The organism is Fictibacillus nanhaiensis, from assembly GCF_049537595.1.
Classification (GTDB): Bacteria; Bacillota; Bacilli; order Bacillales; family Fictibacillaceae; genus Fictibacillus; species Fictibacillus nanhaiensis_F.
On record NZ_JBMULM010000004.1, the window covers coordinates 89,588 to 108,332 of the forward strand.

At 42.8% G+C, this 18,745-nt stretch carries 17 protein-coding genes; 3 read left to right on the top strand and 14 right to left on the bottom strand.

What is annotated here, in order from left to right:
• Positions 1–478 precede the first annotated feature (478 nt).
• Positions 479–1,777 carry a YjiH family protein gene (locus ACOZ9X_RS17300; protein WP_423419292.1) on the bottom strand — a complete coding sequence of 433 codons (1,299 nt, stop codon included), beginning with the start codon at positions 1,775–1,777 and terminating at the stop codon, positions 479–481.
• A gap of 203 nt (positions 1,778–1,980) precedes the next feature.
• Between ACOZ9X_RS17300 and ACOZ9X_RS17305 the strand changes: the two genes are divergently transcribed.
• Positions 1,981–2,250 (top strand): hypothetical protein, encoded by a 270-nt coding sequence (locus ACOZ9X_RS17305; RefSeq protein ID WP_423419293.1) that lies wholly within the window; start codon positions 1,981–1,983, stop codon positions 2,248–2,250.
• Positions 2,251–2,340: 90 nt separating this feature from the next.
• Here the strand turns inward: ACOZ9X_RS17305 and ACOZ9X_RS17310 are convergent, their stop codons facing one another.
• From ACOZ9X_RS17310 to ACOZ9X_RS17325, 4 genes are all read right to left on the bottom strand, one after another.
• Positions 2,341–6,687, bottom strand: coding sequence for an alpha-amylase family glycosyl hydrolase (locus ACOZ9X_RS17310; protein ID WP_423419294.1), 4,347 nt, complete (start codon positions 6,685–6,687; stop codon positions 2,341–2,343).
• A gap of 518 nt (positions 6,688–7,205) precedes the next feature.
• On the bottom strand, positions 7,206–7,382 hold the full coding sequence (locus ACOZ9X_RS17315) for a hypothetical protein (protein ID WP_156499221.1): 177 nt from the start codon (positions 7,380–7,382) through the stop codon (positions 7,206–7,208).
• A gap of 270 nt (positions 7,383–7,652) precedes the next feature.
• Positions 7,653–8,024 carry a hypothetical protein gene (locus ACOZ9X_RS17320; protein ID WP_423419295.1) on the bottom strand — a complete coding sequence of 124 codons (372 nt, stop codon included), beginning with the start codon at positions 8,022–8,024 and terminating at the stop codon, positions 7,653–7,655.
• Between the two features lie 21 nt (positions 8,025–8,045).
• Positions 8,046–8,642, bottom strand: coding sequence for an SGNH/GDSL hydrolase family protein (locus ACOZ9X_RS17325; protein WP_423419296.1), 597 nt, complete (start codon positions 8,640–8,642; stop codon positions 8,046–8,048).
• Between the two features lie 125 nt (positions 8,643–8,767).
• Here ACOZ9X_RS17325 and ACOZ9X_RS17330 point away from each other — a divergent pair, with 125 nt between their 5' ends.
• A complete protein-coding gene (locus ACOZ9X_RS17330) occupies positions 8,768–9,802 on the top strand; it encodes a class I SAM-dependent methyltransferase (protein ID WP_423419297.1) in 1,035 nt (344 codons plus the stop codon).
• Positions 9,803–10,033: 231 nt separating this feature from the next.
• Here the strand turns inward: ACOZ9X_RS17330 and ACOZ9X_RS17335 are convergent, their stop codons facing one another.
• The 9 genes from ACOZ9X_RS17335 to spoIID all read right to left on the bottom strand — a co-directional run bounded on the left by ACOZ9X_RS17335 (position 10,034) and on the right by spoIID (position 17,909).
• A complete protein-coding gene (locus ACOZ9X_RS17335) occupies positions 10,034–10,717 on the bottom strand; it encodes an HAD family hydrolase (RefSeq protein WP_423419298.1) in 684 nt (227 codons plus the stop codon).
• A gap of 132 nt (positions 10,718–10,849) precedes the next feature.
• Positions 10,850–11,275, bottom strand: coding sequence for a 3-hydroxyacyl-ACP dehydratase FabZ (gene fabZ / locus ACOZ9X_RS17340; RefSeq protein ID WP_066398842.1), 426 nt, complete (start codon positions 11,273–11,275; stop codon positions 10,850–10,852).
• A 135-nt stretch (positions 11,276–11,410) separates the two neighbouring features.
• Positions 11,411–11,698, bottom strand: coding sequence for a DNA-directed RNA polymerase subunit beta (locus ACOZ9X_RS17345; protein WP_423419299.1), 288 nt, complete (start codon positions 11,696–11,698; stop codon positions 11,411–11,413).
• A gap of 15 nt (positions 11,699–11,713) precedes the next feature.
• Positions 11,714–12,541: a flagellar hook-basal body protein gene (locus ACOZ9X_RS17350; protein WP_423419300.1), complete on the bottom strand. Its 828-nt coding sequence runs from the start codon at positions 12,539–12,541 to the stop codon at positions 11,714–11,716.
• A 12-nt stretch (positions 12,542–12,553) separates the two neighbouring features.
• On the bottom strand, positions 12,554–13,387 hold the full coding sequence (locus ACOZ9X_RS17355) for a flagellar hook-basal body protein (RefSeq protein WP_423419301.1): 834 nt from the start codon (positions 13,385–13,387) through the stop codon (positions 12,554–12,556).
• A gap of 336 nt (positions 13,388–13,723) precedes the next feature.
• Entirely contained in the window at positions 13,724–14,719 is a 996-nt protein-coding gene (locus ACOZ9X_RS17360; protein WP_423419302.1) for a rod shape-determining protein, read from the bottom strand.
• Positions 14,720–14,914: 195 nt separating this feature from the next.
• On the bottom strand, positions 14,915–15,181 hold the full coding sequence (spoIIID, locus tag ACOZ9X_RS17365; protein WP_007203593.1) for a sporulation transcriptional regulator SpoIIID: 267 nt from the start codon (positions 15,179–15,181) through the stop codon (positions 14,915–14,917).
• A 535-nt stretch (positions 15,182–15,716) separates the two neighbouring features.
• Positions 15,717–16,682, bottom strand: coding sequence for a peptidoglycan DD-metalloendopeptidase family protein (locus ACOZ9X_RS17370; RefSeq protein ID WP_423419303.1), 966 nt, complete (start codon positions 16,680–16,682; stop codon positions 15,717–15,719).
• Positions 16,683–16,868: 186 nt separating this feature from the next.
• Positions 16,869–17,909, bottom strand: coding sequence for a stage II sporulation protein D (gene spoIID, locus ACOZ9X_RS17375; RefSeq protein ID WP_423419304.1), 1,041 nt, complete (start codon positions 17,907–17,909; stop codon positions 16,869–16,871).
• A 194-nt stretch (positions 17,910–18,103) separates the two neighbouring features.
• Here spoIID and ACOZ9X_RS17380 point away from each other — a divergent pair, with 194 nt between their 5' ends.
• Entirely contained in the window at positions 18,104–18,718 is a 615-nt protein-coding gene (locus ACOZ9X_RS17380; protein ID WP_423419305.1) for an RsiV family protein, read from the top strand.
• Positions 18,719–18,745 lie beyond the last annotated feature (27 nt).

Sequence of the window (18,745 nt, forward strand, 5' to 3'; positions counted from 1 at the left end):
TAGTATGGAGGTGGATTTCCCAGCACCAACAACATAAAGAGGTCACTTAATCATCGGTATGTTCAGCCTGGTTATGTTTTCGGCCTGTAGTTAACATGTATTGTGTTTTTACGGTACGTGTTCTTATATTTATTACACGTTCGCTCAAACTCAGCCGGTTATCACTCATAACGCCCTCCGTTTCGCCCCATAGACCCTTTATTTCGCTCCAACTGACCATAGTTTCGCTCAGTACATCTGCCGTTTCGCTTTAACACCATTCAACCCTCTTTCACACATTAAAAAAGCTATCTAATTTTCCATAAAAAATGATAATTTAGCTCAAATTTAATCATGAACGACGTTTAATTTGGAATTTTTTATAAAAATCATAGATATAAATCAAGCTTGAACATTCTTTGAGCTAAAACAAGACCCATTTATGTGAAGAGACAATAAAAAAGACGCTGCCAAATATTCAGGCAGCGTCTTTATATCTCTACAGCAACAAATACGCGATTGGAGTGGCCAAAATCAATGCCAAAACCGTGCGCTGAAACCAGATCCATACGAGCTGAGGTACACTGATCGGAATCTCTGTTGATAATACACATGGAATGCTTGCGGAAAAGAATAGGATGGATGCTACGGATACGACACCGATTACAAACTTTGTGACAAGTGCCGCCTCTGCTACTAAGAGGGCTGGGAGGAACATTTCAGCGACACCGATTGAAGCTGCTTTTGCTGCTAGCATGGCATCTGGAAGCTGCAGTGCCCATGTGATTGGATAAAACACGTAGCCTATCCAGTCAAATACCGGCGTGTATTCGGCGAGCAGCAAGCCGATCAGCCCTACGCTCATGATGGAAGGCAGAATGCTCATCGCCATGACGAAGCCGTCTTTTAAGTTAGACCAGATATTGTTCAAAAATGCCGGAGCGCTCTGTGAAGAATCCATTGCGCTTCTCCACGCAGTTTGCAGGTATTTCTCGTTTACGACTTCCTCTGGCTGTCCCTCCCCACCAACATACGTATCATCCATTCTGCTTAATGGACGAATCCGAACCGTAATCGCCGTTACTAAGAACGTAACAACGAGCGTCGTCCAGAAGTAGGTGTTCCACATCTCCATCAACCCGAGCGTGTTTGCCACAACGATCATGAACGTTGCAGAGACAGTAGAGAAACCTGTTGCAATGATCGCTGCTTCTTTTACCGTATACTTTCCTTCTTTAAACACTCTGTTCGTGATGAGTAGACCGATTGAATAGCTTCCAACAAATGAAGCGACGGCATCGACTGCTGACCTGCCCGGCGTTTTCCAGATCGGCCGCATGATTTTTTGCACGAGTACACCGATAAACTCCATCAGACCATATCCCACAATAAAGGCTAGGAAGACAGCTCCGAGTGGAACGAGCAATCCAACAGGAATCACCAGTTTCTCAAATAAGAACGGACCCATGTTCGGATCACTCAACCAGCTCGGCCCCCATTCAAAGTAAAGCAGGCCAGCTGCAACGAGTCCTACAACTTTTAATAAAGAGAATGTAGTTGTGACTCGGTCTTTGTTCCACGTTTTCGTGTAGAACGGATAAACAGCACCGAGCAATATGACAATCAATGCATAAAGCGGCACTGCTTCACCCGCCGTATCCCTTACCCACGTTACAAGGTGATCGAGTGGGATCGACGACTTTCCTTTCACTGTAATCGGAATGAAGAACATGAAAATACCAACTGCACTGAACAAAAGAAATTTTAACGAATGAGACCAAGAACCCGCAGTTTTCATTACTTCCAACTCCCTTTCCGCTTGATAAGCCTGCACTTGTCAGGCTCTCTCTACATCTTATCGGGACAAAGTTCGAAATATGACGAGTCATGCTTGTACAATTTTTATAGGTTATCTTCCCTTTTTGTGTCTTTATATGTCTGATGACAACTTGTCTAGGGAATAACAGTTACATAATCAAAAAAAACAGGAGTGTTTTGTGGATGAAGTATTTTATCAATGTGAACAAAAGTGTAGAAGAAGAGTATGGGAAGATGTTTGTCTATGATCCTGAACGGAACAAAGAGAATCAAGACGAGTTGGAAGTGTTAAACAATCTTGACGAACAAGATAAAGGAAAACCTTATATTTTTCCGAAGAGCTTCTTGTTAGAAGTTTCAGCTGAGGATTATGAGAGGTATGCTGAGGCGAAGAGAAGTAATATAGATGTAGAGAGTGTGACCGAAAATATTTTAGAGAAGTACCGGAATTAGATATTTTAAAAACGAGTACTCCTTATGGGATTACTCGTTTTATTTATGAAGAAAGATGCCGCTCCACAAGAGAAGCGACATCCTTTCAAACTAATTCTTATTAATCGTCATTACGATATCTTTTGTGTTCTTTCCGATCGCGCCGCCGTCATTTTTGAAAATAGTTGTTTTGTTCTCTTCTGACGGTTCGATATGAATGTTTAGTTTGTTCTCTCCTGCATTCAAGTTCACCGTGTGCGAGAACGACATGTCATCGTTAATCGTAACCGGCTGACCGTTAATCGTCATCACACCTTCTTTGATGGCATTTCCTTTTAGGGTGATCGTGTCAGAAGTTACAGTCTGGCCATCCGTATGAGAGGTTATAACGACCGGCATATCGATCCATCGTAAGATCTTGTCTTGAACGACCATCGCATTGCCGCCTTGGTTCGTTACAACAAAACTCAAGTCTGTTCCTGTTGCACCATATCCGTAATAACTTACATCATCATCGTTCGGATTACTCGGTGTATGGTCAGCAAGACCTTCTTGATCCCAAGAGCTGTTCTTTGCGTATTTGTAGGTAATAACTTCGCCTTCTTGCGCTTCAAACGTGTACTCGTAATCGTTTGTTACCGCACCGCCGCGCGTCATCTTCCATGCTCCTGTGTTCCAGCCGTTCTTGCTGCCCGGCATCGTAACATCGACGCCTTGTGGTGTATAAGCTGGTGCGTTTACTTTCATTGTGACTTTTACCATGACAAGATCTGGTGTAACTTGAACAGCGTTCGACTTCACGCTGTTACCGGCTTTGTCGTAGATGTGCACTTCGTAACTGTAGACTTTTCCGTTCGTTACGTTCATATCTTTGTACGTTGTGGCACTTGTATCAAGGACTTGGTCGATGACTTCTCCATCACGAACGATCGTGTATAGGTAAGGCTCATTTGCTCCTTCTACAGACCAGTTTAGATTCACTTGTCCTGACTCTTGCGCTGGCTCCTCTAGTGTTACAGAATCAGATGGTGCTGTTGTGTCGTCACCTTTTGTAAACGTTGCAGATTTTGTTTCACTCGTAACCCATGTACGGCCGAGGTCTGTAGAGAATTGATAACGGTATTCGTACGTTCCTTCATTAAACGGCAGGAATGATGAGCTGAATGTATTAAATTCTCCGTTTTGAGCTGTGTAAGTTGCTTTATGAGATATCCAAGTGTCTTTGCCCGGTTCTTTCACTTGAAGTTCCGCTTGCAAACCTTCTGCCATGTCACTATCTGTTTCACCTTTTATATAAATATCTGCTGAAACGTTTTGTGATTTAGAAAGGTCGATTACACCATTCTCTAATGCTGTTACTCCTGCAATTTCATAGTTTCCGTCTTTTAACGCAACGTGCGGTATTGCCGCTTTTGATTCTGTTTTCACAGATTCATTGTTATTCTTATCAATTGCAACAACGGCAAAATAGTATTTACGACCATTATCTAGGTCATTAATCTTGATTGAGTTGCCTTTCGTTTCTGCTACTTTTTCATAAAAAGCACCAGAAATCGTCGTTTGGTAGATTGCGTAACGTTTTGCGTCACCACTCCATGAAAGAGCTACAGAATGGCTTCCTTCTGTTGCTTTCACATTCTTCACTGCTTCAGGTGTCTTCAAATTCTGACCTTTATCTGACACGAGCATGCGTCCCGTCATTGCCGGAACCGTTATTGTCAGTTTGCCGTCATTTACAGTTGTTTTGTACTTTTTATCCAGCTGATCTGTCAGCTTCACGTTGTTTACGATCAACTTCTTTACATCTAGTTCAACGGTTTTGTCTTCGTTGCCGCGGTTTGTTATCACAAGTGCCGCGTTCTTTTTATCCGTACGTGTATACGCAAGCACATCTTTTTCAGCGTAGAGATGGTTCAACTCACCATAGCTGAACAGAGCATGATAATCAGCACGTACTTTACCGATTGATTGATAGTGTTTCACTAAGTTCTTATCTTCAGAACCCCATGGATACGTTCTTCGGTCATCCGGATCTTTAGAGCCTGTAACGCCCGCTTCATCTCCATAATAAAGAGTCGGTGCGCCCGCATAACCCATCTGTAAGATCGCCGCAAGCTTCAGTCGTTTCACACCTAGCTCATGGTCGTACTTCGGATCCAGCTCAGCACGCTCATAGGAATCTGTTCCGTTTCCAAGGATAAACGCTGCACGAGGTGTATCATGAGATCCCATCAAGTTCATCAGCGCATAAAACGCTTCTTGTGGGTAATCTTCAAACACTGCGTTCATCTGGTTCTCGGCACCTTCTGCGTTACCGTTCTTCAAGTAATCGATCATCGCACCGCGGAATCGGTAGTTCATAACCGAATCATACAGATCACCAAGGAAGTATTCAGACGCATCATCCCAGATTTCGCCCAAGATAAGCGGATCTTCTTTCTTGCCTTCTTTTAACTCTTTACGGAACTCTCTCCAAAACTCGGTATCTACTTCGTTTGCAACATCTAGACGCCAACCGGATGCACCACGGTCAAGCCACGATTTAGCCGCAGAATCTTCATCATACATGATATAGTCTGCGAATGGTTTGTTGTTTAATTCGGAATCGTAATCTACAGCTTCACCTGGAATCGATTTGATCTCAGGAAGTGAGTCAAAGCCCCACCATGCTTGGTATTTGTACACGCCGTTCACTTTTTCGTTCTCGATGTTAAACCAGTTGTGGAAGCCATATGGACTGAACTTCTGTCCTTCTTTCGTAAACTTCGCTTCTGTTTGTTTTTTTGCTTCCGCTTCTGTTAAGCCTTTTGTGCTCATCAGATCGTAGATGCTTGCCCAATATTCATAAGCACCGACTGTGTCATATTTTCCATATCGGTCAAAATAAATCGAGTCGTCTCCAACGTGGTTGAACACGCCATCTAGGATCAAGTGCATTTTGCGTTTTTTGAGTTCTTTTGTAAAAGCTTTAAATTCTTCCGGTGATCCAAACATCGGATCCATCGCTTTGTAGTCTGTTGCATCGTATTTGTGGTTGGATGCAGCATGTGCCACCGGGTTTAAGTAAAGCGTGTTTACGCCAAGTGACTCGATATAGTCTAATTTCTTTTGAATTCCAGCAATATCGCCGCCAAAGAAATCATTCGACCAGATCTCGTCTCCGTCATAGCCTTCTGTTTCTGCTTGACGAGGATTGTCCGGCAGCTCGCTCCAGTCTTGATGCTCAATCGGTTCTGTTCCGCGTGCTGTTGTTTTGGCTGTATCGTTTTTCTTGTTTCCGTTATAAAAACGGTCCGGGAAAATCTGATAAACAACAGATTCTTTCATCCAGTCAGGCGTTTTATAAGACGGATCGTAAACCGTCATTTGGAAAAGTCCAGCGTTCGTTTCTGATGCCGCTCCTTTTCCGCCTTCCGCTGTGTCTTCACCGTACTCTTTTACCGCATCACCATCGCGCGCGGTAAATTTGTACCCGTAAACGCCTTTTTCCTCAGGTGTTACAGTTGCTTCCCAAAGCTCGATCTCTTCACCGTTCACAGTTGTCCAGCCGGCATTCTCCATATCTTTTACAATCGTAGAGCCAGAGTTATAGTTGCGAAGGTAAAGTTTTGCACCAGTCAGGTCGCCTTTTTTCGTTTGAAGGCGCAATGTTACGTCTTGTCCAGCTTTTACCGCTCCAAACGGCGCACGGAATGCTTCGTTCCATGTATCATGGAAAAGCTTGCTCGCGTTCACGCTGCCATCTGGAAGACCCGCGTCATAGTTTGTGTACACTTCTTTTGTGTCGTGGTTGTAAAAGAACGTGATTTCAGCGTCTTTTATTACGTTTAGTTTGAAATCATTCGCTGGGTAAGCAGGTGCCTCCCAGTTGTTACCGAGCACGATCTTAAAAGCATGCTTTCCTTTTGACACTTGTGCGGTGTACGTGTAGATGCTGTCACCGTCTTCGTCCTTTAAAAGGGCTGTTGATTCGCCAGGCATCCACTCGCCGCCAGCACCTAGTTCAGGTTGAATGTCACCCACAATACGTGGCGTCTGTTCCGCTGGAAGTGGTTCTGGAATTGTAACTTTGTGCGTCGTGTCATCGTACACAAACGTCACTTCCTTTTCAGCGTCGATCGTTAATTTATAGTTGTCGCCGCCTTGTTTTCCGTCGACTCCATAGTTTTCGTCCCACGAGCCATTGATTGCGATTTTGTACTCATAGTTGCCAGCCGGAAGTTTTCCTGACAGCTTGTACTTTCCGTTTGGCTGCAGTTCCATCTTTGTTCCTGCGTCTGCAGGGTTCCAGTCTCCTGCGCCGCCAAGTTCATTTTGAAGGTCGCCAACAAGTGTAACGGTGCGCTCTTGCGCTTTTGTTGAAGCAGGTTGTATTAGCAATGCAGATGCAAACGTTTGCAAAATCATTGTAAAAAGTAATAGCCATGAAACCGTATTGCGTGATTTCGTTTCCCTCACTTTATTTCCCCCTTTTAATGGTGTGCAAACTAGTGAAAGCGTTTGCACAAATACGTTTAAGATAACGCTTTCATTTCCTTTATTATGTCACGTTTTCTTTTATTGGAAAATAAGTCATTCGGCTGATAAAACTGTTTATAAATAGGTAAATACTCTTATGTTTTCGAGATTTCCAAGGCGGTAGAGGGTTTGGATATTTAAAGTTGATAGCTGTTTACATATTTTTTAAGTCTAGAGTGAAATCTGAGGGTTATGGAGCAAAAAACGCTTATTTTGAGCGAAACCAGGGATTCACTGAGCGAAACGATGGTTAATTGGGGCTGAACAAGAAATGTTTGGAGCGAAAAGCGGTTATGTTTGAGCGAACGTGTAATAAATAAAAAAAACATATACCGTGAAATTTTATAAGACGCATGCACCTTGCAGTCCAGTAAAACTGCTCGGCCCATGTCAAATTGCTTCAAACAACGAAAAACCGGGTCCTCTCTGGAAGGTAGAGGCCCGGCACTTCTTTTATCTTATTCAGCTGACTCTTCCGTTGATTCCTCATCTGTTGAAGTTTCTTCATCCTGAGTATCAGATTGTTCTGTGCTTGTATCTTCTTCAGTATTCGTGTCTTCCGCGTTGCTACATGCAGTGATCAAAAATATTGCCAAAAGAGATGCTCCGATTTTAGCCAAAAACGTTTTGCTCATTGTTCAATTGCTCCCTTCGGATTTTCATTATGATTTTTGCATGAGTATGGGATTTCTTTGTCCCTGTTCAGAATATATCATGAAAAAAACCCGAAAAGACGCAATTTACCAAGTCATAACCAACACTTTACAATTCTAAAATCAGCTTTATATGAGCTTAACAATCAAACATCATAATGCAGCACATATTGCGGCCCGACAGGCCCAGGTTTGATCTGGCCGCGATCTACAAATCCTACCTTTTCGTAAAGCTTTTTTGCTGAATGATTATTAAAGTTTACGGCTAGGATCAGTTCGTTCACTTCCGGGAAGTGTTTGGAAACAAACAGTGGCAGCTGCAGCATCGCAGCTTTTGCATACCCTTTTCCTTGGTCGGGGGTGATTGATGGATAGTGCACGAATCACCATGGCGTTCGGGTTCGCGGTAAAATCTCGAATGTTCTCACCCTTATGCAGAACGAAAAAACCGACTGTTTTGTCGCCAGCTTCAATAACCACAGGATGACGTCCTGGATCTTCTTCGCATTTTTTTAAAGCCTCATTCGGCATGGCCGTGAATTTTTCTTGCTCCTGAGGTAAATAGAACGCGTTTAACGTATCTCGATGTATCTCGTTAAAGAATGTTAGTCGTGTGTTTGTCATCTATGTAACTCCTGTTCGGTTTTATTGAGAGATGAGTGACTCTGTAGCTTCCAGCCAAGTTTTTGCCATAAGTTCGTTTCCTTTTCTTCTCATATGGACGCCGTCTGTCGTTAAGGACACATCTGGCTTTTTGTTTAGGTGATTAATAAAAATATCATGTGTAGGTACGAGCACGGCTTTAAATTCTTTCGCTAACTTTCGGACCACTTCCACATACGGAATCAACAGCTGATTTCCTTGAGATTCTGTGTTTTCTTTTATAATCGTAGGTTCCATTAGGACAAGTTTTGTTTTTGTTGAAAGTTGAGATAACAAATCGCGGTACACTTCTTCAAACTGCGAAACATCGATCTGCTGTAATTGAGGGCTATCGAGCTGTCTCCACACATCGTTGATTCCGATGGAAATAGATAGCAAATCAGGCTCCAAGGCGATTACATCTCGCTGCCAACGAAACGCAAGGTCTGTTACGCGATGTCCGTTCACACCTTTATTGATCACTGTTACTTCCTTTGGCAAGACTTCTTTAATCATGCGAACGTACCCGTCTCCCAGTCGATCTGGATCTGTGTTTTTATTTGAAGCTGTGATGCTGTCACCGATAAAAATAATCTTCATATCCATTTCCCTCCCAGTTTTCTTTATTCTATTTTATCATGTTGAAGCGAAATGTTAGGTTTTAGAGGATTTTACATTCTTTCTTTGAATATCTATAAAAAATCCTTTTTTAAGGAGAGTGTATCATGCTTGAAACAGCGGTTCAGCAACCGAAAACGTTAGGTCAAACGGAAATGAGACCGTCATACCGAACGGATTTGCGACAGTATAGAGACAGGAAAGAATATGAAAAGTTTGTAAAAGTAAATACGGTGAACGATTGGTCCACTGTGACGTGGAAAGATATTGGCAAACCGTATGAGGTGACTTCTTTTTCAAAAGAAAAAACAGAGTGGGAAAAAACACACGGTGAGATGCTTCCTGTACATACATCTTGGACGATGTTCAACCAGTCCTTTCACGAGTGGTTCTCTAAGGATGTACCCGCTGAGATCGGGGATAAAAAGAGCGCTTTTTTTAAAAGTTTATCAAGCTTTAAGCCTAGCGAAGTGAAGACGGCACTCGCTGATTACGTGAGGATTCACCTCTGGAATTATGTGCACCGTATTCAGGACGGCATTTGGGATCCGCGCGGAAAGAGAGCTTTGTTCGAGGGACTGGACGTGGATAAGCCTCGTATTCTATTTTTGGGTGCTGCTGAAGGATATGAGGCGATGCAGCTATCTGCGATGTATCCTGACGGTGAAGTGGTGATGGTCGATTACGATCCGTTCTGTCGGGATGCACGGTTCGCAGAATTTCCTGAGTCTTATCCGTTTTTGGGGAAAAATTCACGAACAGGTGGAGATAAAGTTTATTATAAAAACGACTTCGATATCTCGTATGTCGTCGATGATATCCGCAACCTGCCATTTGGTAGAGAGTTCGATATCGTGCTCAGCGTCGGGTTGTTAGAGCATTTTCCTGACGCTATGAAAGCTGAAGTCGTTGAGTGGCATCGAAAATTCTTAAAACCGAGCGGCTATATCGTGATGACGACTCCTCGTGCGCAAATGCGTTCCAAGCTGTATTACGAAATCATGGCGGATGTGATGAACCATACGTATCGCGAGCTGATGACGTTAGAGCAGATGGGACTCTATTTGCATGAGAACGGACTAGAGATTTTGCGACATGGGTACATTAAGGTGCATAACGGAATTGTGGCGAGGGCGAAATAGACTGGAAACCTGGAGGGTGCTCCAGGTTTTTTGATGTTCTTTTTTAGTCACGTCTTTGTCGAAAATCAGATAAATCATTTTATACACGTAATTATCTGAGCTTAAACCTGGAATTATGGAGCTTATCTGCGGATATAAAAGGAATTACCTCGTAATAATTTAACCACGACGGTCTAATGCGAACATTTCGGAATAGTGTATTCTCCACAAACACACTATTTATTATTATTTTCAGCTCTGAATTTGAATAGTGGTGTTTTTCAATAAGAATTCCCTTAAGTCAGGAACAGTTTTAACAATTTTAGTAGGTTTTATAGCAGTAAGTTCTTCCATCGAACCATACCCATAGGTAACACCTATTGAATCAATACCTGTGTTATGTGCCCCAATAATATCATGCTTTCTGTCACCGATCATGACGAACGATTTCATTGGTTGATCCTTGTAATGGTCAAGTATGTGCTGGATAATTTCTGTTTTACTCGTACGTGTTCCGTCGAGATTGCTTCCAACAATCAAGTCAAAATGGTGGTGTATGTTAAAGTATTTTAAGATTTCTTCAGCAAATACGGTAGGTTTAGAAGTTGCGATAACTATAACATGACCATTGTCTTTTAGTTCTTGAAGAAGTGTGGGGATATGCTCGTAAAGGGTGTTCTCGAACATGCCTACGTTTTTGAATCTTTCACGATAGTATGTGATGGCTGTTTGGATCTGCGTTTCATTAAAAGAATAGCATTCGTAGAATGATTGTTGAAGTGGTGGTCCGATGAAAGATTCTAAGTGATCAAGGTTCTCTTCTATAATACCCATACTTCTCAGGGCAAACTGAACAGATTTTGTTATGCCTATTTTAGGATCAGAAAGAGTACCGTCTAAGTCAAACAAGATATATTCATAATTCTTCTTCATCATTTATTCTCCTGCGCAGCCATATTTTGAAAGCTCTAAATCAAAATAGCATATAAAAAAAGCTTGAAATAGGACATATACCCTAAGGAAATGCTCCATTTCAAGCTTTTATGATAATTGTGTGGGGTCAGACCCCTATTTGCCTAGTGCGAAGGTGATTTCGACTTCGCAGGCTACTTGGCCATCCACAGTCGCGATTCCTTTGCCTTTACCGATCGAACCACGCACACGTGTCATCTCTACTTCTAGACGAAGCTGGTCGCCAGGTACGACTTGCTTCTTGAAGCGGCAGTTATCGATGCCTGCGAAGAATGCAAGGCGTCCGCGGTTTTCTTCTTTCTTCAGCATTGCCACTGCTCCTACTTGAGCAAGTGCTTCAACGATTAATACACCTGGCATAACCGGGTACTCTGGGAAGTGGCCGTTGAAGAATTCTTCGTTTGCTGTGACGTTCTTAATCCCGACAGCGCGTTCTCCTTCTTCTACTTCTAAGATACGGTCGATCAGCAAGAACGGATAACGGTGCGGAATGATTTCTTTAATTTCTTCGATTGTTAGCATATACAAACATCACCTTTCTTTTTTCACTCATGGTTTATATCTATTTTATTATACTTGGTATTGTTACCTGGTACTAATTTTACATCAAAAGAAAACAATGACTACATTCATTGCCATTGTTTTTTTATTATATCTTTACCCATCTTTTTCTACAAGGTCGATGATGTGTGTCCATGTTTCTTTTTCAAACACGTTCATCGGTTTGCCGTCACCAATCACGCCATAGCCAACCATCGTACCAACAGCAAAGCAGACGATGATTCCACAGACGAGGAGCAGAAGACGAAGCCAAATCGGAAAGCTTCTTTTCGTTCGGCGTTGGTACCACTGTTTCTTCTCTTCTTTAGAAGACGTTTCTTTTTCTTGGTAACGCTGTGTTTTCGGTTTTTCGTTTTTATTCAACTCTTGCATCTTATTCGTCATACAAACCTACCTCATTTAGCGAAGCCCGTTTACTAACCCCATCATCTGGTCAGCAATTGTAAGAGAACGCGCATTAAATTGATAAGAACGCTGTGTTTGAATCATTTCCGTCATCTCTGTGGAGATGTTTACATTTGAGGATTCGAGTGCACCTTGCTGAACGAAGTTCCCTGCTCCAGCATTTACTTCCTCTATCAGTTGATTTAACGGAATGTCTTGTGGCGCTTGCAAGTTCTGTCCAACAGATACCATCAACTGCGGCCGAACCATGTTCACAATCGCAAGCTGTCCTGATTCAACAATCGCTCCATTATTTAACGTTACCGAAACTTGGCCGTTTTGTCCAATGGTAATTTTGCTATGGTCAGCCGGAATCGTAATCGGTCCGTCTACACCCATTACTTTATTGCCTTCTGATGTAACGAGTTCCATCTCATTAGCGTTGTTAGCAGACGGTGATAAATAGAACGCGCCGTCTCGTGTGAACTGCAACGATTCATTACCGTTGTTATCTACCGCTGATACTTGAAAATAATAGCTAGGCTGTGTGAGCGCTACATCAAGAAGCCTGCCTGTCTGCTGCAGCGTGCCCGCTTCTAAACTGAGTGCAGTTGAAGAAACACGCGCTCCGCTGCCAAGTCGAATTCCGTTCGGCGTTAGACGGCCTGCTTCTGTAGGATTCAAAGCTTCACTATTAATCTGTTGAAAAAGAATATCCGAAAATTGTGCCTCACGTCTTTTATAGCCGTTCGTCGTGCTGTTCGCCATGTTATTTGAGATGGTATCGAGCTTATGCTGCAGCTGCCCCATCGTTACTGTTGCTGAAATCATAGACTGGTTCATGGTTTGATCCCCCTAGCCGATCCGGCCAATTTCATTCGATGCTTTTTCCATCGTTCGGTCGTAAGCTTGAAGTACTTTTTGGTTGGCTTCAAACGCACGGTAAGCCGTCAACATCTCTGTCATCGTCTGTTCCGTGTTCACGTTCGACCGTTCTACAAAACCTTGCTGCACGTTGTACGTGATGTTTGGATTCCCAAGAGCACTTGGCGCATTCCCGTTTCCATCCAGTCTGAACAACCCTGTGCCTTCTTTTACAAGATCATTAGGGTTCGTGATGTACGCAACGTCAATCTGTCCCGCAACTGCACCGTTATCAATGACCGAACCGTCTTTGTTCACTGTAAAATTATCGCTTCTCACCGTTATAGGGTTTCCATCTGTTCCAAGCACATAATAGCCTTCCGGCGTAACAAGACTACCTTCAGCATCCACTGAAAAATGACCGTTTCTCGTAAAGCGCTCTTCACCGTTCACGTTCAACCTGAAAAAGAGTCCGCCCGGCTTTCCTGTTTCTGGGTCAAGTGGAACTTGTCCTTGAAGAAGCGCCATATCCGTTTTGATCCCGGTCTCGCGCATGTCACCTTGCAGGAAATTAGGCGTCGTCTCCTGCACGTAAACACCTGTAGATAATGCCGCAGGCCCGATCGGGTAGTTATTCGGCATTTTTTTTCCGTTCATTTCCGTCTCCCCCATATGCTGAAGCAGCATCGTTGGGAACGTGCGCAGACTCGCATTGTCCGCTTTATATCCAGGCGTATTCGCATTCGCCATGTTGTTTGTTAAAATTTCTTGTTTGCGCTGCTGTGCCAGCATGCCAGCTGCAGCATTATAAAAGCCTCTTAACACGGAGTATTCCTCCTGTATTTGTAATCTGGACACAAACTGTCTCTTCTGTTGTATCGACAGTTTTTTACAATTATTAATAGATTTCTGCAAAAATAGTGAGATTCCTTTTTCATGATAAGGATTTTGCCCTAGAGGCGGCGAGGAGAATAAAGTGATGTGACTGAGTGAAGCGGGTTTGTTTGTCGAAAAGCCTATAAATCCATTTGAAGGACTATAAATTTTTGTGAAGGACTATAAAAGTTATTTTAGGGCCTATAAAGTTCTCCTGCTCATCTACCCTTCACATCTTCCACACAAAAACAAAATGCCACCCAATTCGGGCGGCATTTCCAACATTTAAAATACTTTTCTTTTTGCGATTTTGTCCATGTGTTCAAGCATTAAGCCTGTTCCTTGAGCAACTGCTCTCATCGGCTCTTCTGCGATCAATACAGGTACTTTCAATTCATCTGCAAACAGCTGGTCGATTCCGTGAAGAAGCGCTCCACCACCTGTTAGCATGATTCCACGGTCGATGATATCAGCGGATAATTCAGGAGGCGTTTTTTCTAAAACACTTTTTGCCGCTTGAACGATAACCATCACTGGCTCCATCAATGCGCGTTGGATTTCTTTTGAACCTACTGTAATCGTACGCGGAAGTCCGGATACCATGTCACGGCCACGGATCTCGAGTTCTTCATCACGCTCGTAAACGGTAGCGACGTTCAACTTAATGTTTTCGGCCGTACGTTCACCGATCAACAGCTTGTACTCTTTTTTAATATATTGAAGGATTTCAGTATCGAACTTGTCCCCAGCCATCTTAATAGAAGAGGACGTAACGATATCTCCCATACTCAAGACCGCAATGTCAGTTGTGCCACCACCGATGTCCACAACCATATTGCCGCTCGGTTGGAAGATATCCATCCCCGCCCCAATTGCAGCCACTTTTGGCTCTTCTTCAAGGAAAATATGTTTTGCTCCGCATTTTTGCGCAGCTTCTCTGATCGCTTTTTGTTCAACGGACGTAATGTTCGTTGGTGTACAGATCAAGATTCTAGGCTTGGCAAACATGCCTTTTACGTTAATCTTATTAATAAAATGTTTCAGCATCTGCTCAGTTACTTCAAAGTCAGCGATAACGCCGTCTTTTAATGGACGGATCGCCACGATGTTTCCAGGTGTACGGCCTACCATGCGGAAGGCTTCTTCTCCTACTGCGAGTGCTTTTCCAGTATTCGTGTCGATCGCAACAACAGATGGCTCATCGAGCACGATCCCTTTTCCTTTTACATAAATCAGTACATTAGCGGTACCAAGGTCAATTCCAACGTCCCTTGAAAACATGTTATATCCTCCCTGTTAACATCCATACGATATAATGACATTTTTAGTAAAAAATCGAAGTTCTATCCAATTTATCATTATATCACAAGTCTGTCGAACAAGGTGAAATATTGTCAAAAATTAATTATTTACCATTGGAACGATGCGGCACATAATGTATTATCGTTTCATCTAACATCCCTAAATCTCATAAACTTACTGAACAACTTCCTCTGTGCCTTTTTTGTACTTTACGCGAGTCGCTTCTCCACCTCTCAAGTGGCGGATGGACTTATGGTATTCGAGGATCTCTTTTACGTTGTTTGCAAGATCTGGATTAATTTCAGGCAGCCGCTCGGTGAGGTCTTTATGCACCGTGCTTTTGGAAACCCCGAATTCTTTTGCGATCATGCGGACTGTTTTTCTTGTCTCCACGATATACCGTCCTATCTTGATGGTTCGCTCTTTGATGTAATCGTGCACACCACTCGCCTCCCTAAAATGGATGTGAGAGATGCGATAGAGACTTGTATGAACAAGCTACGTGACAAGTTTCGTTGTCATCTTCGGCTTATAAGTATTGCTTCCATTCCCCTTTTTCCACCGCAGCCATAGTACGATTTCTCACCGCTCACCCTCAATTGAATTATTGTAGGTTTTGTAACATCTTATTAACCAAGTTTTCGTTATATGCCTAAATCTCAACTGGGACAAGGGGAAATGTCCATATTTGTGAAAAAACCTGCATAAACAGTTGGAAAATTAAGTTATTTAAGTGATGTGGATGAAGAAATTATTTATGTTTACGGTACGTGTTTTTATATCTATTACGCGTTCGCCGGTTAACGTGGTGTTTTCACCGGTAAAACGCTCGTGACCACCTAAGAACTGCTTCGTTACACCTGTGACGCTTTCATGATCACCTGAAAAGAGAAATGTTTTACCGATAAACAACTGGAACTTAGATAAAAATCAAAAAACTGCCTCGGATTGAACCGAGACAGCTTTCTTTTTGCAATTATTCGCTAGCACCAGAGTCGTCTGCTGCAGGAGCATTCGTATCTTCGGCTGATTGAGATGATGATTCTTGCTCACGGTTGGCATCTTTACCATCTTTGCCATCCTTCATGTGTTTCGTATCTTTTGTATCTTTTGTACCTTTAGAATCTTTTGTGTCCTTAGAGTCTTTAGACCCTTTGTCTTCAGCCTTTGGTGCTGGCTTCTTTTCTTCAGCAGGCTTTTTCTCTTCAGCTTTTTTCTGCTCTTCCGCTTTTTTCATCTCTTTACGAGAGTCATCAACAGCGGTTGCAAGTTGTGCAACAGATTGATCCCAAGCCATTACTGGGTCGACTGCTTCTCCGTCTTTACGAACTTCGAAGTGTGCGTGGATCTTCGCATCTGTATCGTATGCGTTCTCACCAGCTTGTCCTAAAACTGCGCCTTGCTTCACTTGGTCACCTTGCTTTACAGATACAGAAGCAAGAGATGAGTAGTGTGTGACAACACCTTTGTCATGTTTTACTTCAACAACGAACCCTAGTGCAGGATCTTTAGAAACTTTTACAACGCTTCCGCTTAATGCTGCCGTTACGTCGAATGCTTTGTTATCAGCAGTCGCTAGATCGATACCGCGGTTTTGGTAGTAGATATTGTTATAGAATACAAGAGCTGCTTCTTGTTCTTGAGCTGGTGCTTCTGGGCTAAAGAAATCTTTTACCACTTCAATGGCTTCAGGGTCAGAAACGGGCATTTGGAAAACTTCTTTTGTAAGGGATACAGGCACTGCTGCTCCATTGTCCTCTAATGCGCTATCAGGAGTATTATTATTCTCCGTATTCTTCGCATCGTTTTGATACCATAGAACAGAAGTTAGAATGACTGCTGCAAAGCTTAAATATACTGCAGGATAAACCCAACGTTTTTTCATAGCACTCTTACCTTTCATCGGTACTGTTTTTTTGTTTTGTTTTTCTTCTTCTTTCATTTTTCATCACCTCAGCAACAAGTTTGAACAGAATTCTGAAAATATATACTTTAGTGCAAAACTTTTTTGAAGTTTTCTTTCGACAATTGAAAAAACCGCTGAATGCCTTATGACATCTAGCGGTTACCATATAACAATAAAGAGGGGGTCTGACCCGGGTCAGACCCCCTACAATTTCCACACAATTCACTGAGGCTGGTACGCGAGACCCTTGTCAGCAATCGGTTTATAATCCGTTATCTTAATCCCTTTGTAATAGTGATTCACGATCTCTTTGTATGTCTTACCTTCCTTTGCCATTCCGTTCGCGCCATACTGGCTCATTCCCACTCCGTGACCATATCCTCGCGTTGTGACGGTAACTTGCTTTCCTTTTTTCTTCATCTGGAAATCAGTCGACCGTAGCTCCAGCTTCTCTCGCACTTCTTTTCCAGTGAACTCTTTTTTACCGATCGCCCACTTGCCAATTCGTTTTCCGCTCGTTGTGGCAACTACTTTCCCAATCTGACCATCCTTCGATATTGAGACGCCTAGCTTCTGCTCTACCGTGCTGACTGGCAGTTGGATGGTCTCTGTGTATTTCGGAGACTCTTTTTTATCCCACGGACTTTCTACACTTCGTAAATACGGATATTCATTTTTCCAATAATCTTCGGAATTAACGGTAAAGCCGTTACTTGTGGAAAAGAAACTCGCTTGAATCGGATCTCCTTCGTACGTTAAGATCTGTCCTTTTGTCTCAGAGACCGCCTTGATGATTTTCTCTATCTTTTGGTTGAAGTCATCTCCCCACAGCGTCTCTAGCTCTTCGTTTCCTTTGTACACTTGATGCATCACCGTGTCTGTGACGACTGCCCCTTCTGGCAGACTATCATCTTTACCGCGGTTTAGTAGAGCTTTTACAATAAACGTTCGTGCAGTTAACGCTTGTGCTTTTAGCGCTTCTAACTCAAAGTCAGCAGGCATTTCAGAAGCGACCACTCCCGCCACATACTCTTCTAACGGGATGTTCTGAACCGTATCCAACGATTTTCTGAAAACAGGCACGACGATGTCTGAATGCGGGATTTCCAAAGCTAGCACTCTCTCAGATGGACGCGCAGCTTTCTCTTCTTTCCACTCGGGAGGTGCTGAGGAAAATGGTAGTACGAGTATCGTCGGAAGAAGGACGATGATAGCGACAAAAATAGCTAGAATCCAAATCAGCGGCTTTAAATTTACATTCACGTTCCCATGCCCTCCTAGATTGTTATCTACCATACAACTTATACAAAAAGTGGGGTATTTAGAACTCAAAACTAGCATTTTTACAATTGAAATGAGGTCGCCACATACTTCATTTACAAGTTTTGCTTCAGGGACTGATACAGGCCATCCAAAGCATAAAATAGAGAGATGAAATGCTTGAAAGGGTGAATCATATGGACAGTTTCCAGCCTCCCGTTTTGGTTCGTACGCTAACGTATGCGCCTGGTAACATAAAGATTTACTACCCGCACATTGAAGGCAAGATCAACCCTCGGGTTCAGCAGCAAGTGAACCAACAAATTATCCAGATCAATCAAGAGCTGCAACAGATGCAAAATCCTGAAGCAAGACCCACTATGTATGCAGAGTTTGCTGTAAAAACAAACGAGAAAAACATCCTCAGCATCGGATTTTTAAATTTTGGCTACACCCCAATGGCGGCACATGGCATGACTTATATTAAATCGCAAACATGGGACCTCATGACAGGACGAACGTATCAGCTAAAAGATCTTTTCAAACCTGGTAGCAACTATGTACAGGTCTTAAACCGAATCATAAAAGAACAAATAAAAAACCAGCAGATCGTCACACTCGAACCATTCAAAACCATTAGTCCGAATCAAGATTATTATATTGCTGATAAAGCGCTCGTCATCTACTTTCAGCTGTATGAACTTACTGCTTATGCATATGGGTTTCCGATGTTCGTCATCTCAGTCTTCGATCTGCAGAATATAATTAATGAGAACGGCCCCCTTGGAAAGATGGCGGTGAATGGGTTGTAAAAAACAAAAAAACCTGATCCTCACGTG